Origin of the sequence: Pusillimonas noertemannii (assembly GCF_003096595.1) — a bacterium.
Classification (GTDB): domain Bacteria; phylum Pseudomonadota; class Gammaproteobacteria; order Burkholderiales; family Burkholderiaceae_B; genus Pusillimonas; species Pusillimonas noertemannii.
This window is the reverse complement of sequence record NZ_QEKO01000001.1, coordinates 627384-644437: the sequence shown is the minus strand read 5'-3', so window position 1 is coordinate 644437 and position 17054 is coordinate 627384. Positions and strand designations below refer to the sequence as shown.

The window sequence follows — 17054 nt, the reverse complement described above, 5'->3', positions numbered from 1 at the left end:
CTCCCTAAGCACGTATGGCGCGCGGCTGGCGCTGCTGTTCAAGCACCTCGCACACCGCGTCGACGATGGCGTGATAGCCCGTGCAGCGGCAGTAGTTGCCCGAGATGTATTCGCGCACCTGCTCGCGGGTGGCATGGGGTTTTTCACGCAGCAGGGCCGCGGCCGTAAGCAGCATGCCGGGCGTGCAGAAGCCGCATTGCGCGGCGTTCTTGTCATGGAAGGCACGCTGCAGTTCGCGCAGTTCGCCCGTGTCGCTGACGCCGTCTATGGTTTCGATGTCATGGCCATCGGCCTGCGCGGCCAGGTACAGGCAGCCTCGGATGATCTCGCCGTCGAGCCTTACGGTGCATGCGCCGCAAACGCCATGCTCGCAGCTGACCCGGGCCGTTTTCAGCTCGAGCTGGTCGCGCAGGAAATCCACCAGGTGCAGGCGCGGCTCGACCCGGTAGCTTCCTTCCACGCCGTTGATGCGTGTTTTTATTTGTATGGATTCAGCCATGGTTGTCTCCTTGGCGGGCGTCAGGCCGTTTCGGCCAGTTTTCTCAGGACCCGGCCCATCAGCACGCCGGCCAGGTGCATTTTTGTAGCGGTGCTGTTGTATAGATCGGCGGATGGCTGCAGCACGTCGTCAAGCAGTTGTCTTGCCTGGGCAAGCGCCTGTTCGTCGGGCGCCTTGCCCTCGAGCCACTGCTCGACGTCGAGCGCCCGCGCGGGTGTGTTGTCCATGCCCAGGAACACCAGGCGCATGTCGTGAAAGACGCCGCCACGCAGGTTCGCCGCGGCGGCCACGCCCACGATGGCATAGTCGCCATGGCGGCGCGCCAGCTCTTGGAAGACCTGGGCCCTGCCCGGCGCAAGAATGGGAATCTCGCAGCCCAGCAGAACCTCGTCGGCCGCCAGTTCGGTGGTGTAGAGATCAAGGAAGAACTCGACGGCGGGCACCTTGCGCACACCCTGCCGACCCGCAAGGTGAAGCACGGCGTCGAGCGCCACGATACAGGCCGGCCATTCGGCGGCCGGATCCGCAAAGGCGATGGAACCACCGAACGTGCCCTGGTTGCGTATGGCGCGATGCGCCACGTGCGGAGCCGCCTGGGCAAGCATGGGGGCATGCTCGGCAACCAGGGGGGAATCTTCGACGTGGCTGTGCCGCGCCATGGCGCCTATCCATAAGGCCCCCTGCCGCAGCTCGATGCCCTTCAGGGACTCGATGGCATTGATGTCGATGAGCAGCTCTGGCTCGGACAAGCGCATGTTGAGGGTGGCCATCAGGGTCTGCCCGCCGGCCAGGATGCGCGCGTCGTCGCCATGCGTGGCCAGCAGCTCGAGCACCTCGTCTACCGAGCCTGGCCTTATATAGTCGAATGATGGGGCTTTCATTGCCGCCTCCGCATGCGCCCCGGGGCACAAGAAAGTACTGCAGACAAGCCGGCCCGCCTGGGATCAGGGCAGCCAGCGACCGACCAGCAAGGTAAAGAAGACGCCCAGGCAGAACCAGAAGGCGCGATACAGCTCGGGACGCCAGCCAGCCAGCATGGGCGCGGCCGGCGCGTGCCTGGCGGGCGCTGGCGTGGACGCAGGCCGGCCTGTGGCCGCGCCGTTCTTTTGCGCCGGGCCGCCGGCGGACGCCCCGGCATCGGCAAGGGCGGCTTGCCCGGAAGAAGGCGGCGCCCCGATGCTGCGTGCGCCAGGCACGGCCGCGGCATCGATACCGCCCAGGGTGCCCGCCTCGGCACTGTCCTGGGCGCCTGCATCGGCGCCGCCCGACAACACGCTTTGGAAGGCGCTGAAGAATTCATCGGCCATCTTGCGGGCCGACGATTCGATCAGCCGGCCGCCGATCTGGCCCAGCCGGCCGCCCACCGAGGCCTTGGCGGCATACTCGAGCCTGGTCTGCTCGCCCTGCTCGGACAGGACGACGCTTGAGCCGCCCTTTGCAAAGCCCGCCGCGCCGGTTCCTTCGAACACCAGCGTGCAGCTGGCCGGGGCATTGATGTCTTCGAGCGTGAGCGTGCCGGCGAACCGCGAACGGACCGGCCCTATCTTGACCATGATGCGCAGTTGCAGCTGGTTTTCGGACAGGCGGGAGATTTCTTCGCAGCCCGGGATGCACTGGGCAAGAATGTCTGGATCGTTAAGCGCGTTCCACACCGTCTGCCTGTTCGCACCAATAAGTTGCTGGCCAAGTAGCTCCATGGGATTTGTCTCTCTGGTATTTTTAATGTCGCGATACAAGCCTGTGTATCGCGCAGTGTGGAACCCACTTTCTTTTGCCATATTGTTGACCATGTGGTAAATAATGTCAACGGCAAGTAGATACAATGAGCCTGCAAGCGGCATTCCGGATTATTCTTTCAGCCTTCACGGCAGCGACCAGCCTTCATGTCCAACACCACGCCCAGAGCCCGCAAGGCCAAGCCCGCGACCAAGACTCCAGGAACCCGGCAGCGCCTCAGCGCGCAAGAGCGGGAACAGCAGATTCTGGACAGCGCCATCGCCTTCTTTTCAAAGCGTGGCCTGGACGGACAGACGCGCGACCTGGCCCGGGAAATAGGCATCACCCACCCGCTGCTGTATCACTACTTTCCCACCAAGAAAGCCTTGATAGAACGGGTGTACCAGCAGGTGTACCTGGGCCGATGGAAGCCGCAATGGGAAGAATGGCTGGATGACGACAGCCTGGATCTTGAAAAAAAACTGGTCCTGTTCTACCAGGACTACGCCTGCAGCGTCATGACGCCCGAATGGGTGCGCATCCTGATTTTCTCGGGCCTGAGCGACGGCTATATCCCCGATAAATATCTAAGCATGCTCAAGACCAAGCTGTTTCCGCGCATCGTGCGCGAAACGCGCCGCCACCTGGGCATCGATGATGAAAGCCCCGCCACCGAGCGTGAGATCCAGCTGGTGTGGGGCCTGCATGGGGGCGTTTTCTACATGGGCATACAGCAATGGGTGTATCAATTGCCTACCCCGGCCGAGATCGAGCCCATTATCAGCGACCGGGTCAAGGCCTATGTGGCAGGCGCCTTTGCCCTGTTTGCGCCGCAGGCGAATGCCGCAACGGGGCGGCGGACCGCCGGCGCGGACCTGGAGCGCCCTTCCGCACAGACATAAGGACGCACGGCCCTCGCGGCCCGGGCCCGGGCGCACGAGCCGCCCTCAGGCGGCCGTTGCTTCCTTCAGCACAGAGGCAAAGGCCTTGGCCACGCGATCGACGTTCTGGTTGTTGAGCCCGGCGATGCAGATGCGGCCTGACTCGATGATGTAGACGCCATGGGCCTGGATGAGCCTGTCCATGTGGGGCGCCAGAACGGGCGCATAGCTGAACATGCCGCTTTGCGCCAGCAGGAAACCCCAGTCGTAATCGGGGTGATGGCGCAGCAGGCCTTCGTGCAGGCGACCGCGCATTTCGTGGATGCGGCCCCGCATCTCGGCCACTTCGGCTTCCCACATGGCGCGCAGTGCCGGGTCGAGCAGCACGGTCTCGACCAGGTGGCCGCCATGGGCGGGCGGGCTGGAGTAGTTGCGGCGCACCGCCTGCTGCATCTGGCCCAGCGCCCGCGACGCTTCGTCTGCATTGGCGCACACCATGCTGAGCGAGCCGCAGCGCTCACCGTACAGTGAAAAAATCTTGGAAAACGAATTGGCGACCAGGAAGGCCACATTGGCCGACGCCAGGGCGCGCACCAGGTAGGCATCGCGCTCGAAGCTTTCGCCCAGGCCCTGGTAGGCCAGGTCGAGGAAGGGAATGAGCCGGCGCTCGATCACGATGGCCACGATCTCGTCCCACTGCTGCGTACTGAGTTCGGCTCCGGTGGGATTGTGGCAGCAGGGGTGCAGGACCACGACGGTCTGCTCCGGCTGGGTGCGCAGGTAGCTTGCCATGGCATCGAAATCGAGCCGCTGGCTGGCATGATCGAAGTAGGGTTAGACGTCGACTTCGAAGCCCGCGCCCTCGAGTATGGCACGGTGGTTGTCCCATGTGGGGCCGCTGATGCGCGCCGCCGAACCCGGAAAGAAGCGCCGCAACACGTCGGCGCCCACCTTCAGCGCCCCCGAGCCGCCCAGCGTCTGGATGGTGGCCACCCTGCCCGCCTGAAGGGCTTCGGAATCGGCGCCGAACACCAGGCCTTGCGCCGCGCGGCAGTAGGCAGGGCTGCCGCTCATGGGCAGATAGACGCAGGGCGCCGTAGAAGCGTTCACTACCTTGGCCGCCTCTTGAACCGAATTCAAGCGCGGGATGCGGCCCTGCTCGTCGTAATAAAGGCCGATGCTCAGGTTGACTTTATCGGCCCGCTCGTCGTCACGGTAGGCAAGCTGCAAAGAAAGTATGGGATCGCCTGCATAGGCCGAAAGCGTACTGAACAAGGTTCTTCCTTGGGCCGGCGCCATGGCGGTCGAAAGACGCGGCTGGCCGCCGGCAGAGCGTTGATGACAAGTCGTATATTCTACCTCTGCCGCCGGTTTCGCAGGCCCGCGCCGACGCCCGGGATACACAGGCGGCCAAAGCCCCGCGCCCCGCAAAATGCGCAGCGGGCAAAAAAGGCAGCGCATGCCTGTTATCCTTGGCGCTTTCCCGAATTTGCCTGGCCGTTATGGACTCGATCACACAAGCCGCCCTGGGCGCCGGCATCTGCGGCGCCATGCTGGGCCGCTTCCACGGGCGCAAGGCCGTCGTCGCGGGCGCCGTACTGGGCACCCTGCCCGACCTGGACGTGGTCATACGCTACGCCGACCCCGTGTCCGCCATGATCAACCATCGCGGCTTCTCGCATTCGCTGTTTGTCCTGACGGCGCTGGCCATCATCCTGACCGCGGCCCTGCGGCATTGGAAGCCCTCGCCCCACTACGGCGCCGGCCGCCTGTTCTGGGCCATATGGCTGGCGTTGATCACCCACCCCCTTCTCGACGCCTTTACCGCCTATGGCACCCAGCTGCTGTGGCCCCTGCGCCCCACGCCCACGGCCTGGTCCACCCTGTTCATCATCGACCCTTTCTTCACCGCGCCCCTGACCCTGGCCGTGCTTGCGGCGCTGCTGGTCGGCGCCGGCGACCGAACCCGGCGCGCCCTGCGATGGACCCTGGCCTGGTGCTGCATCTACCTGGCCGCCTCGATCGCCTTCAAGCAGGTGGTGGAACACCGCGTGCGGCACCAGCTCGAGCGCGACAGCGTGGCGGTGCAGGCCATGTTCTCGACACCGCAGCCCTTTACCATTTTGCTGTGGCGCGTCGTTGCACGCAGCCCGGACGGCCACTATTACGAATCCACCGCCGGCGTCCTGGACCGCCAGCCGCCCGAATGGCTGCGCCAGCCCCTGAACACCGATCTGACCCGAGCCATGCCCCCCTTCGAACAACTGGACGGCCTGCGCTGGTTCTCGGGCGACTGGCTGCGCTACGACGAGATCGACGGCCAGCTCGTCGTATCGGACCTGCGCATGGGCCTGGGTGCCGGCTACTACTCGTTCCGCTTCCTGTTCGCCGACCGCCCCTCGCCCAACGCCCCCTGGCAGCCCCGAACCCCCGAGTTCTGGCCCAGCCAGCGCGGCACCTCGGAACTATGGGCTGTCCTGCGCCGCGTCTGGCTGCAAACCCCCGCCCTGCCCGTGGCCGCCTGGGCCCGGCGCATGACGCAAAGCCAAGACTAAGATTCCTGCACGAACAGGATAGTGCCTGCGCAAATCCGATAGCCCGCCCCCCTTCTTCCGTCTTACCGTTGAGCCACAAGAAGCACCGACTCAAAGCGCTCAACCCCGCACAAGAAACCGGAGACAGGCATGCACACCCATCCCTTCATTGAAAAAGACCACTTCCTGCTCGGCACTTTCGCCAGCAACTGTTCAGGCGGCATGACCGTTTCCAAGTTGCCCGGCCGCTGGCCCGCCGACTGGGAAAGCAACCTCAGGCTGGGCAAGCTGCTGGACGACGCCGGCATCGATTTCATGCTGCCCATCGCGCGCTGGATAGGCTACGGCGGCGAGACCGACTTCCATGGCTATGTGCTGGAGACCATTACCTGGGCCACCGCCCTGCTGGCGCACACCCGGCGCATCACCGTCTTCGGCACCATCCACACCATGGCGAACCACCCCGTCATCGTCGCCAAGCAGCTGGCCACCATTGCCCAGATAAGCCATGACCGCATCGGCCTGAACGTCGTCGCCGGCTGGAACAAGCCCGAGTACGAGGCACTGGGCCTGACCCTGCCCGACGACCACGAGACACGCTACGGCTACGCCCAGGAATGGTTCGACATCATCCAGAAGCTCTGGACACACGACGGCCCCTTCGACTGGGACGGCAAGTATTTTCATCTCAAGAATACCTATGGCTACCCTCAGCCCGCCGCGCTGCCGCCCATCTTCAATGCGGCCGGATCGGGCCTGGGCCGCGAGTTCGCCTCGCGCAATGCCAACTTCCTGTTCACGCCCGCCATCGACCTGGACCGCTCAAAGACGGAAGTCGCGCAGCTTAAGCAACAGGCGGCCGACCTGGGCCGCAAGGTGGGTGTGCTGACCTTTGCCCACGTCGTCTGCCGGCCCACCCAGGCCGAGGCGGAAGAAGGCTGGCAACTGCTGCAGGACAATGCCGACTGGGCCGCCGTCGACAACCTGATCCGCCTGCAGTTCGCCCATGCCCAGTCCTTCCCGCACGACCTGCTAGCCCTGATCCGCGAACGCTTTGCCGCCGGCCACGGCGGATTCCCGCTGGTCGGCACCCCCGAACAGGTGGCCGATGGCATCATCCAGCTGCATGAAGCGGGATTCAGCGGAACCACCCTGTCGTTCTTTCATTACGCCGACGAGTTCCCCTATTTCCGCGACAACGTACTGCCCATCCTCGAGAAACGGGGCATCCGGAAGAAACAGCCATGAACCCGAACTTGAATCAGGACCTGAACCAGGCATTTCGCCAGGCCATGCGCCAGATGGCAGGCGGCGTGTCCGTCATCACCGCCAGCGACGGCCAGGAACGCACCGGGCTGACGGCAACCTCGGTCGTGTCGGTATCCATGGATCCTCCAGAGCTGCTCATCTCGGTCAACAGGACATCGTCCTCATGGCCCGTGCTGGAAAAGGCCGGGCGGTTCGGCATCAATGTGCTCAGCCGCGGACAGCAGCACGTGGCCGAGAACTTCTCAGGCAAAGGTGGGCTGCGGGGCGCCCAGCGCTACGCCGACGATGACTGGAGCCAGACGCCGGAAGGCGTATGGCTGTCGCGCAGGGCCCTGGCCGTCTTCGCCTGCGATATCGAGAAAGTGATCGAACACCGGCAGCATGCGCTCATCGTGGGCAAGGTTACCCACATCAGCGTCCTGCCGGGCGACCCGCCGTTGACCTACTGGCAGGGCCAGTATGGTTCGTTCGCGCCGCCGGCGACACCCTGACATCCAGGAAAACCCCGGGATGCCGCACAAAGGTTTAGGACTAAACTGTTCTTTTCCATTTTGCAGGCACCCGGGCCGCCGCATCGCCTACAACCCGCAACGCCATGCGGGCCCGCCCGGCGCCAAAGGCAATGCATATGCAGACGGCTGATTCCACTCATTTGCGCCGCCACTTGTTCAGCCGCTTCCCGCGATTCAACTCGCGCGATGCCGACGAAGTACGCCACGAGGTCAGCCAGATTTTCTGCGAACACGACCTGCGCGTCGTGGGCCGGTCGCAATCGCTCAATACCGAGCTGCATTTCCGGCGCGGTAAAAAAGTAAGCTACGGCCGCATGCTGTATGGCGCCACAGTCGACATCGAGCCCGGCAAGCTGAACGACTTCTATCTTATACAGCTGCCCATCTCGGGGCAGGAAAGCATACATTGCGGCGCGCAAAGCGTGCTTTCCGACGCGGGCGTGGGTACCATCATCAGTCCCGCGCTCGAATTCCGCATGCGCCACGAGCGCAGCGCCGAAAAATTCTTCATCCGCGTCGAGCGCGCCGCGTTCGAGCAGCAATGCGCTCAATACTATGGCCGGCCCACGGGCGGACCGCTCAATTTCTCGCCCGCCATCCCGCTGCAAGGCGCGACCACACGCTCGCTGCGGCGGCTGCTCGAATGGCAGCTTACCGAAGCTTCTGAAGGCTCGCTGTTCGACCAACCCCTTATCGCCGCCCAGTTCGAAGAAGCCCTCATGGTGTCTCTGCTGGGCACGCTGCCCCACAACCAGGGCGACGGCGGCAAGCCCTGCGACACTATCGCGCCGGGCTTCATCAAGCGCGCCGAGGCCTATATAGAACACAACGCCCATCTGCCCCTTACCGCGGGCGACATCGCCGACCAGGCGGGCGTCAGCATGCGCAGCCTGTTCGCCGGCTATCGCAAGTACCGCAACACTTCGCCCATGCAGCAGCTTAAAGAGTTCCGGCTGGACGCCACCCGGGCCGAGCTCTCGGCCCCCGGGCCAGGCGCCACCGTAACGCAAACCGCCCTGCGCTGGGGCTTCGGGCACCTGGGCCAGTTCTCGGCCGCTTATCAGCAGCGCTTTCATGAATTGCCTTCTGCAACGCTCAAGCGCCACAAAGGCTAGCCGTAGCGTCAGGCAGGCCCGCGCTCAACCGGCGGGCCCATGCTCATGAGCCCGCGCCGGCAGCCGCTTGCAGAAACGAAAAAGCCCTGAAGTTACTAATAGTAACCATAAATATGGTTTGTGGGCACGCTCTAGGCGAAGCGGCCAATCAACATGAGTGAGTCATGCGAAAAAATACATCTGGATGAATTATTTTCATAGAAACGGGGAAGACCCATGTGGGGGTAGTGCCATACCAAGCCTTCTCATCACACCCGGGATACACTTGCACACAAAATGATCCGCCCTGTCTTTCCGTCCTGTTCACATGCTTGACAGCAGCTATAGCGCCATTCTGGTCGTCTTCTCCCTTCTCGTGGCCATCCTGGCGTCATATACGGCCTTGAGCATGGCCAGCCAGATCAGTACGGCCCGCGGCAAGACAGCCGTGTGGTGGCTGGGAGGCGGGGCTTTCTCCATGGGCCTGGGCATCTGGTCCATGCACTTCATAGGCATGCTGGCCTTCAGCCTGCCCATAGAGCTGGGCTACGACCCCGGGCTCACCCTGCTCTCGCTGCTGGTGGCCATTGCCTCATCCGCCTTCGCCCTGTGGATCGCCTGCCGGCGCAGGCTGACCACGCGCCGTCTCGTCGTGGGCGCCCTGGTCATGGGCATGGGCGTGGCGGGCATGCACTATCTGGGCATGGAAGCCATGATGATGCTGCCCCGCATCGTCTACGACCCCGGCTGGTTCGCCCTGTCGCTGCTCATCGCCGTCACGGCCTCGGGCGCGGCCTTGTGGATCACCGCCTACCTGGGCCGGCATGGGGCGCATCGCACCACCTTGAAAATCACCGCGGCCATCGTCATGGGTTGCGCCATTGTCGGCATGCACTACAGCGGCATGGCGGCGGCGCGGTTTCCGGTGGGCAGCATTTGCCGCGCGGCCCACTTCGGGGTCGACACCGACTGGCTGTCCGTGCTGGTTACCATGGTCACGGTCGCCGTGCTGGGCATCGCCCTGATCGTAAGCGCGCTCGACAGCCGCCATGCGTCGCGCACGGGCGCGCTGAACATGTCGCTGCACAAGGCCAACAAGGCCCTGGAACACATGGCCCTGCATGATGCCCTGACACGCCTGCCCAATCGCGCCCTGCTCGAAGACCGCATTGAACAGGCCCGGCAAACCGCACTGCGCAACAAGTCGCGCTTCACTGTGCTGTTCATGGATCTGGATGGGTTCAAGTCGGTGAACGACGTCTATGGCCACACCGTGGGCGACGAATTGCTCATCGAAACGGCCGCACGCATCAGGTCGGGCATACGCGCGGAAGACACCGTGGCCCGTTTCGGAGGCGACGAGTTCGTGGTGCTGAGCCAGATCGAAGCGGCCGAAGACATCGCCACCCTGGCCGCGAAGATAGTCGAGCTGGTATCCCGGCCCTACCGCATACGCGGATTCGAGCTGCGCCTTTCCACCAGCATCGGCATCGCCATCTATCCCGAAGACGGCCTGGACGCGCAAGCCCTGCTCATCAACGCCGACGCCGCCCTGTATTATCGCAAGGACACGGGGCGCAACGGCTATTCGTTCTTCGATCCCTCGATGAACGCCAATGCCGAAGAACACCTGCAAATGGTGCAAGACCTGCGCCAGGCGGTAGAAAAAGGCGAGCTGCTGCTGCACTATCAGCCCCGGTTCGACGACCCGGAAGGCCCCATCCGGGGTGCCGAAGCGCTGGTGCGCTGGCAGCATCCGCATCGCGGCCTGATCCAACCCGATGACTTCATTCCCACCGCCGAAAAAACCGGCCTGATCATCGACATCGACAACTGGGTGCTTGACGAGGCCTGCCGCCAGCTCAAGCAATGGCGCGACCAGGGCCGCGACTGGACCATTTCGGTCCATCTGTCGCCCCTGCAGTTTGCACACGCCGATCTCATCCAGACCGTGCGCAGCGCGCTGAAGCGCCATGAACTGCCTCCCAACAGCCTTATATTGGAAATCACCGAATCGACCGCCATGCGCAACGTCGACGCCAGCATGGTCATCCTGAAGCAATTGGACGACCTGGGCGTGAAGATCTCCATAGACGACTTCGGCACGGGCTATTCGAGCCTGCTCTACCTTAAGCGCCTGCCGGCCAGCGAACTGAAGATAGATCGGGGCTTCATCAAGGAACTGGTGCGCGACACCGAAGACGCGGCCATCGTCTCGGCCATTATCGCGCTGGGCAAGGCACTGCAACTGAAGATCGTCGCCGAGGGCGTCGAAACCCGGGCCCAGCAGGAATTTCTCAGCGAGCTCGGCTGCGACGCGCTGCAGGGCTATCTGTTGGGCCACCCCGTGCCAGCAGCGGAGTTTCCGGGCTTGGACACTTGAGGGCAACGTGGACGCAAAGACAGTCTTTACCATTATCTCGCTGACCATACTTGCCAACTGGTCAGTCCTGGCCTTTGCCTATCGCAGCCTGCCCGAACTGCTCAGGCCGGCGGCAAGGTACTGGCAATGGGGCACGCTGCTTATCGCCGCGGGCTGCGCCCTGTTCGCATTCGGGCAGGCGCTGCCGCGCCCCCTGATGCTGACACTGGCCAATGGCGGCATGGTTTTCGGGCTTGCCGCCTACAGCCTGGCATTGCGCGAAGTCAATGGCATGCGGCCCGACCCAAAGCTGTATGCGCCCGCCGTGGGGGCCACCATCGGCATACTGTGGTTCTCGGCCGTCTTTCCCGATTTCAAGGTGCGGGTGATCATCGCGGCGCTTTCCTGGCTGACGCTGGCCTTCACTTCGCTGCAGGCGCTCGTCAAGCACCCCCCAGCCCAGTTCTCGTCCAGCCGAAAGCTGCTGATCGCGCTTTTCTCGCTGCTGGCCGTAAGCACCTCGATCAGGTTCTCCATATACCTGTCGATGGACGTGCCCGCCGACTTCCACGTAGAGTCGGGCGCCAGCGGCTGGAACGTCGTGTCGGCCATCGTCCTGACCATGCTGCCCATCGTGGGCACCACCACGTTCCTCATGCTGTGTTCTGACGTACTGCGGCTGCGGCTGGAACATACCGCCGCCACCGACTTCCTTACCAGTCTGCCCAATCGACGCGCGGTCACCGAACGCGGGGCAATGATGTTTGACGCGGCGGCCAGCTCGCAGGGCGGATTCGCCGTCGCGGTAATCGACATCGACGACTTCAAGTCCATCAACGACCGCTACGGCCATGAAACAGGCGACCAGGCCCTCGTTCACATCGCCACCCGCTTGCGGGAAGAAATCCGCGCAGCCGACATGGTCGCCAGATCAGGCGGAGAAGAATTCACCGCACTGTTCAAGGACATGGACGCAACCCGCACAAGGGCCGCGGTGGAACGCATGCGAAGCGCCATCGAAGCGTCTAATTTCAAGACCGGCGATCAGCCCATCCGCATCACTGTGTCGGCCGGAGTCTCGTCGCGCCGGCATGACGACCGAAGCTTCGAAGACGTGTTGCGGCGTGCGGACAAGGCCTTGTTCCTGGCCAAGTCGCTAGGCCGCAACCGAATCGAAGCGGCTTAGCGGCCGGAAACTACCCGGCCCGGCCGGCCGCGTCGCAGCAGCCCAGTCGGTCAAAGGAAAGACGGCACAACAGCCGCTGCATCAGGCCCGCGCCGCGAGGACGCTCGATTCCGGCCAGGGCTATCAGTCCGAGCAGCAGCACGGCGCCAATCGCCAGAACCGCCATGGTCGCCAACAAGACTGAAATTAATAATTCATTCATGGTTCAGCCTCCTAAGGGTTAACCCTTATTCTATAGGGTTGAACCCCTTTCTTCAAGCCCGTGACCGCGTTGCGCGGCAGAGGTGCGCCCACTACCGACCAGGTAGATCAGACAGAACTCTTCGTTGTCACAGCGAAGAACGTGGCGAAGGCTGCGGCTATCCTCCAGCTTTGGCAGCACGCGGACGCGCGAATGTCACGCGAAGTGCTGCTTGCACGATGCAGATCGGCAGACGCGGCGCTTGCCGGCCTGCAAGACGGGTTGGCAAGCGCATTCGAGGTAGACTCCGGCATGATGAAACCCTAGCAGCAAGCTACGTATCCAAACAATGCTAACGTATCGAAGGGCTACGTACAACAGCTTCCTCTTTAATTCGCTCTGCAATAACTCGCCGCGCCTGCACCGCGCCTGCGTCCGCGGCAATGTCCACCAATGGATCAGGGCGCTGCTTCAACCGCTGATGCTGCGACTCAAGAATGAGTTTGTCTTCGTGAAACGTGGCCTCTATCTGGCGGAAGACTTTTTCGTGGATGTCCTGGTTATCCAATTTCACGTTGCGTGCGATGCTCCAGAAATAGTACGTGCTGTCGGGCGTCGACGGAGTGATAGCGTGCAGGGTTCTCAATCCCAGCCCTCCGTCGCGATTGCCCTCATAGGCTCCAGCCCCCGCATCTTTGGCGCCCGTATACAAACGTACAGCTCCAGGCGAAAACTCGATCTCTATCCATCGGTCAACCCTCCCCTTGAAGTCGAACATCGCAGAATAAGTAGGCGGCGGCGTTGAATCGAGCAGCCAACGGATGACATGCACGCCATCGGCGGTTCGCGTTGTCTTCATCTGAGCGTTCGAATGCGCTTCGGGCTCACCCCCGATGGTGTTCTTATGCACATAACCCACATGAGAAAGGTCCATCAGATTGTCGTACAACAATTGATAGTGCGCGTTGATGGTGGTGCACTTCCCCTTATAGGCCCAGGCCGGATCTCGATGCCATGGGTACTGGATGATTTTGGCTGCGTCGGCCAGCGCAGGGTCTCCCATCCATATCCATATCAGATCGTCCTGCTCTACAACGGGATAACTTCTTATGACCGCCTTGGCCGGAATCTTCTCCTGGCCTGGAATCCGCACACAGCGCCCGCTTCCATCAAACGCAAGTCCATGATAGCCGCACTCAAGAAGCTCACCGGTAACGACCCCGTGCTGCAACGGCAAGCCGCGATGACAGCAACGGTCTTCCAGCGCCGCCACTGTGCCGCTTTGCATGCGGTACAGCACGACAGGCTGCTCGAGTATGGTTCGAGCCACAGGCTTTGAACCAATTTCATGGCTCATGCCGGCCGCGTACCAACTGTTCTGTATGTACATGCTCGTCTCCGTCTTCCAATACTCGTAGGCCTGTCAATTCGCGGGATCCTTCACCATTGGAATTTTGTCGAAATTGCGATTTACCAAACCGCTGTCCACACGCTCTATCTTGCGGATGTAGATATCCTGGACGGCATCCCTGGTTTCTTTGTCGATGACCAGCACGCCCCGAGGACTATCGACCTGCATTCCCCTGGCTGCTTCTATGAGGCGATCGGAATCAACCTCGCCATTCAGCTCATGAAGCGCCGAGTAAATGACTCGCATCGCGTCATAGGCGGCGACCGCAATGAAATTTGGCGGCAGTTTTCCCCCGTCGACTGCGTTGAATCCAGAAAGAAACTCGGTATTCATGGGTATGTCGTAGTCGGTCGTATAAAAACCGGCTGAAATGACACCTAGGGCGGCATCGCCCACTGCGGCCAGTGTGTCGTCGTCGGTAAAGCCTTCGAGCGCCAAGGTCTTGACACCCGCTTCGGCTAACTGGCGGCCAGCCGCCTCCTTCAAGAAGCCGATCGACGCATCCCCTGCCTGCAGAAAGACGAAAGCCGCGTCCGGCTCCACATCCTTGATGCGTTGAACAAACGGTGCAAAATCGTGGTTGGCGGGCGGCACCCTGGTTTCCCCGACGATTTGCCCGCCATTTTCAGTAAATCCTTTCTTGAACCAATGTTCGGCGTCGTGGCCTGGTCCAAAGTCAGCCACTAGGCTGTAGGCGGTCTTTATGCCGTTGTTCGCAGCCCACTGCCCCAACGGATAGGCCATCTGCGCATTGGTATAGGAAGTGCGCACAATATAGGGGGATTTTTCGGTGACGCTGGAACTACCCGCCAGCATGACGAACAAAGGTACTTTCGCAGCCGTTGCGACAGGAGCCGCCGCAAAAGCCTGGGGCGTAATCAGGAACCCGCCCAATATATCGACCTTGTAGCGAGAGACAAACTCTTGCGCCAGCCGGTGGCCTGATTCGGCGCTGCCTCCACCCGTATCGCGGTATATGATCTCGATCTGCCTTCCGGCCACAGTGGTGCCGTGCTTGTTCATGAAAACCTGTATGCCGTTTTTCGCCTGCTGCCCATAGCTGGTGAAAACGCCACTCAATGGCAAGGCCATACCGATACGAATAGGTTCCTGAGCATTAGCCACCGATGCGCCCAGCATGGAAATCGCGGCGGCACAGGACGTGAACAGCTTGATTAGATTCATGTCTCCGATCCTCGTATTTATATAGTTTTGTATCGATGCGCATTACAGACTTGCGGCATCCGGATCCATGATAGAAACCCGCTTTCAGAGGGTCAACGGGATACAGCGAATAGGTATAATTTGTTTTTTGGATAATGTGATCCGGCCTGATGCCACCCCCAATGCCCGCATAGCCTAGCCTGCATAAAACATTTTCGCTTCACAGCAAGTCGCACCCTCACCCCTTATAGGTTTTTTGTTATGGACATGAACCATGTTGACTTGAACTTGCTGCTTATATTCGAAGCGATGCTCGAACACCAAAGCGTGACCAGGGCCGGGCAGGCCGTCGGTCTGAGTCAGCCCGCAATGAGCGCCGCGCTGGCCAAGCTGCGCTTGATGCTGAACGATCCCCTATTTGTCAGGACTGGTGTAGGCATGAAGCCCACCCCTCGGGCGCAAGACCTGGCGCCGTCAATTTCACGCGTGCTCGATATCATGCGTACACAGGTACTGCACGAATCGAACTTCGATGCTGCAGTGGCCACGCGAACCTTCACCATCAACACACCCGATATTGGAGAAATGGTGTTTCTGCCGAAGCTGCTCAAGCGGCTGTCAACCGTCGCTCCGAGCATACGCTTGCGGGCGACCACCGTGCCCCACGAGCAGCTGGAAACCGCGCTTGAAACAGGCAAGGTCGATCTGGCGGTCGGTTATTTTCCCGATCTGACCAAGGCCGAAATTTTTCAGCAGAGGCTCTTCAGCCATTCCTTTGTATGTGTCGTACGCGAGGATCATCCCAAGGTGCCCGGCAATAGACTCAGCATGAAGCAATTTCTCGACCTCGCACACATGGTGGTATATGTATCTGGACGAAGCCACGAAATCTTCGAGTACCTTCTTCATCAACGCGGCATCCGGCGAAAGATCGCCCTCGAAACCCGGCACTTCATGAGCCTGCCCATGATCATCGAGGAATCCGACCTCGTCGCCACAGTACCGCGCGCCGTGGGCGTTGCGTACTCCAGGTTTGCCAATCTGAAGTTGCTGGAGCTGCCGATGGCAGTACCTCAGTATGATCTGAAGCAATACTGGCATCGCAGGTTTCATCGTGACGGAGCAAGTGTCTGGTTCAGAAACCTCATCACGGACCTATTTCGCGAATAAGCCATTGGCGCAAAAGCAAAAGGCCCGCTTCACGCGGGCCTTTTGCTTTTGATTCCTGGCGGACAAGGGGGGATTCGAACCCCCGATACGCTATTCACGTATACACGCTTTCCAGGCGTGCGCCTTCAACCACTCGGCCACCTGTCCTATTTTGGTTCGCCCGCATTAAACACGACGCAGTTAAAGCATAATACGGTTAAGCAAAGCGAAGTCCGCCATTTTATCAGATATCGGGGAAGCCGGGGCCGCAGCAGGCTAGCGCCCGTATTCCTCCAGGCGATAGCGGCGCGGCTTCAGGGCGCGGCATACCTCGCGCACCACGCCCGACTGGGGCAGCGACAACCCGCTTTCCACCGCCATTTCCGAGACGATGGCCATGTCGTCCTCGGCCCAGGCCATGGTCTGCTTGCCCCAGGCTGACAGCGAGCCATTGGTGGCACTGCTGCTGAGCAGGGCCTGGCGCAACGCCACGATGTTGACGTCGTAGGTCTGGGCCAAGGCCAGGGCTTCGTGGTTGGCCACCAGGCAGGCCCAGAGAATCTGGTTGTTGGCGGCGCGCGATGCCTGGGCCGTGCCGATGCCGCCGGTATGCACGACATCGGATGAATAAGCGCGCATGACCGGCTCGAGCCGGTCGACCACTTTTTCTTCGCCGCCCACGAAGGAGAGCAGCGTGCCTTCGTCTGCGGCCCAGGCGCCGCGGCATACGGTCGAATCCATGATGATGAGGTCGCGCTCTTCGCCCAATTGGGCGAATTCGATCATGGACTTGGGGTGAGTGGTGCTCAACACGGCAATAATGGCGCCCGGCGGCGCCAGTTCGATCAGTCCGCCGGGCGCGCACAGCAGTTCGCGTACTTCCACCTCGTAGCCCACGCAGATCAGCACGACCTCGGCCCTTGAGGCCAGCTCGGCCAGTTCAACGCAATGTCCTCCCCGTTCTTTGATGTCCGTCCAGCGCCCGCTGTCGCGTTCGCTGACCAGCACCTCGAAACCGGCTCGATTGAGATGGCCGACGATGGGCATGCCCATGCGTCCGGCGCCTATGACTCCAACTGTCTTGATCATGATGCAC

The 17054-nt window shown here is 61.8% G+C and carries 15 protein-coding genes, 1 tRNA gene and 1 pseudogene; 8 read left to right on the top strand and 9 right to left on the bottom strand.

The genetic code is table 11. The features are described 5' to 3' along the window. Positions 1-4 precede the first annotated feature (4 nt). The 3 genes from C7440_RS03010 to C7440_RS19945 all read right to left on the bottom strand — a co-directional run bounded on the left by C7440_RS03010 (position 5) and on the right by C7440_RS19945 (position 2196). Positions 5-499, bottom strand: coding sequence for a (2Fe-2S)-binding protein (locus C7440_RS03010; protein ID WP_017524764.1), 495 nt, complete (start codon positions 497-499; stop codon positions 5-7). 20 nt (positions 500-519) lie between these two features. Then, on the bottom strand, positions 520-1380 hold the full coding sequence (locus C7440_RS03005; protein WP_017524763.1) for an FAD binding domain-containing protein: 861 nt from the start codon (positions 1378-1380) through the stop codon (positions 520-522). Between the two features lie 63 nt (positions 1381-1443). Beyond that, complete coding sequence (locus tag C7440_RS19945; protein WP_207775370.1) at positions 1444-2196, bottom strand: SRPBCC family protein; 753 nt, start codon at positions 2194-2196, stop codon at positions 1444-1446. 186 nt (positions 2197-2382) lie between these two features. On the opposite strand from C7440_RS19945, the gene C7440_RS02995 reads away from it, so the two are divergent. Then, complete coding sequence (locus C7440_RS02995; protein WP_116517416.1) at positions 2383-3117, top strand: TetR/AcrR family transcriptional regulator; 735 nt, start codon at positions 2383-2385, stop codon at positions 3115-3117. Positions 3118-3162: 45 nt separating this feature from the next. On the opposite strand, the pseudogene C7440_RS02990 reads toward C7440_RS02995, so the two are convergent. Beyond that, positions 3163-4371 (bottom strand): annotated as a pseudogene (locus C7440_RS02990) (amino acid aminotransferase). 227 nt (positions 4372-4598) lie between these two features. On the opposite strand from C7440_RS02990, the gene C7440_RS02985 reads away from it, so the two are divergent. The 6 genes from C7440_RS02985 to C7440_RS02960 all read left to right on the top strand — a co-directional run bounded on the left by C7440_RS02985 (position 4599) and on the right by C7440_RS02960 (position 12053). Continuing rightward, positions 4599-5651 (top strand): metal-dependent hydrolase, encoded by a 1053-nt coding sequence (locus tag C7440_RS02985; RefSeq protein WP_116517415.1) that lies wholly within the window; start codon positions 4599-4601, stop codon positions 5649-5651. A 129-nt stretch (positions 5652-5780) separates the two neighbouring features. Next, a complete protein-coding gene (locus C7440_RS02980; RefSeq protein ID WP_116517414.1) occupies positions 5781-6878 on the top strand; it encodes an LLM class flavin-dependent oxidoreductase in 1098 nt (365 codons plus the stop codon). Then, entirely contained in the window at positions 6875-7390 is a 516-nt protein-coding gene (locus C7440_RS02975; RefSeq protein ID WP_116517413.1) for a flavin reductase family protein, read from the top strand. Before C7440_RS02980 ends, C7440_RS02975 begins: the two co-directional genes overlap by 4 nt. Before the next feature lie 137 nt (positions 7391-7527). Further along, entirely contained in the window at positions 7528-8526 is a 999-nt protein-coding gene (locus C7440_RS02970) for an AraC family transcriptional regulator (protein WP_165832425.1), read from the top strand. Positions 8527-8833: 307 nt separating this feature from the next. Beyond that, positions 8834-10888 carry a putative bifunctional diguanylate cyclase/phosphodiesterase gene (locus tag C7440_RS02965; protein WP_017525766.1) on the top strand — a complete coding sequence of 685 codons (2055 nt, stop codon included), beginning with the start codon at positions 8834-8836 and terminating at the stop codon, positions 10886-10888. A 7-nt stretch (positions 10889-10895) separates the two neighbouring features. After that, complete coding sequence (locus tag C7440_RS02960; protein WP_116517411.1) at positions 10896-12053, top strand: GGDEF domain-containing protein; 1158 nt, start codon at positions 10896-10898, stop codon at positions 12051-12053. A gap of 10 nt (positions 12054-12063) precedes the next feature. Here the strand turns inward: C7440_RS02960 and C7440_RS19700 are convergent, their stop codons facing one another. From C7440_RS19700 to C7440_RS02945, 3 genes are all read right to left on the bottom strand, one after another. Continuing rightward, the gene (locus C7440_RS19700) at positions 12064-12255 is read right to left on the bottom strand and encodes a hypothetical protein (protein WP_133244249.1); all 192 of its coding nucleotides are present in this window, start codon (positions 12253-12255) and stop codon (positions 12064-12066) included. A 331-nt stretch (positions 12256-12586) separates the two neighbouring features. Then, complete coding sequence (locus C7440_RS02950) at positions 12587-13624, bottom strand: aromatic ring-hydroxylating dioxygenase subunit alpha (RefSeq protein WP_116517409.1); 1038 nt, start codon at positions 13622-13624, stop codon at positions 12587-12589. A gap of 33 nt (positions 13625-13657) precedes the next feature. Further along, positions 13658-14830, bottom strand: a complete 1173-nt coding sequence (locus tag C7440_RS02945; RefSeq protein WP_116517408.1) for an ABC transporter substrate-binding protein — start codon at positions 14828-14830, stop codon at positions 13658-13660. A gap of 240 nt (positions 14831-15070) precedes the next feature. Here C7440_RS02945 and C7440_RS02940 point away from each other — a divergent pair, with 240 nt between their 5' ends. Further along, the gene (locus C7440_RS02940) at positions 15071-15979 is read left to right on the top strand and encodes a LysR family transcriptional regulator (protein ID WP_017525761.1); all 909 of its coding nucleotides are present in this window, start codon (positions 15071-15073) and stop codon (positions 15977-15979) included. A 56-nt stretch (positions 15980-16035) separates the two neighbouring features. Here C7440_RS02940 and C7440_RS02935 read toward each other — a convergent pair. Beyond that, a tRNA-Ser gene (locus tag C7440_RS02935) sits at positions 16036-16126 on the bottom strand. Positions 16127-16234: 108 nt separating this feature from the next. Then, positions 16235-17047 (bottom strand): NAD(P)-dependent oxidoreductase, encoded by an 813-nt coding sequence (locus C7440_RS02930; RefSeq protein WP_116517407.1) that lies wholly within the window; start codon positions 17045-17047, stop codon positions 16235-16237. Between the last annotated feature and the right edge of the window lie 7 nt (positions 17048-17054).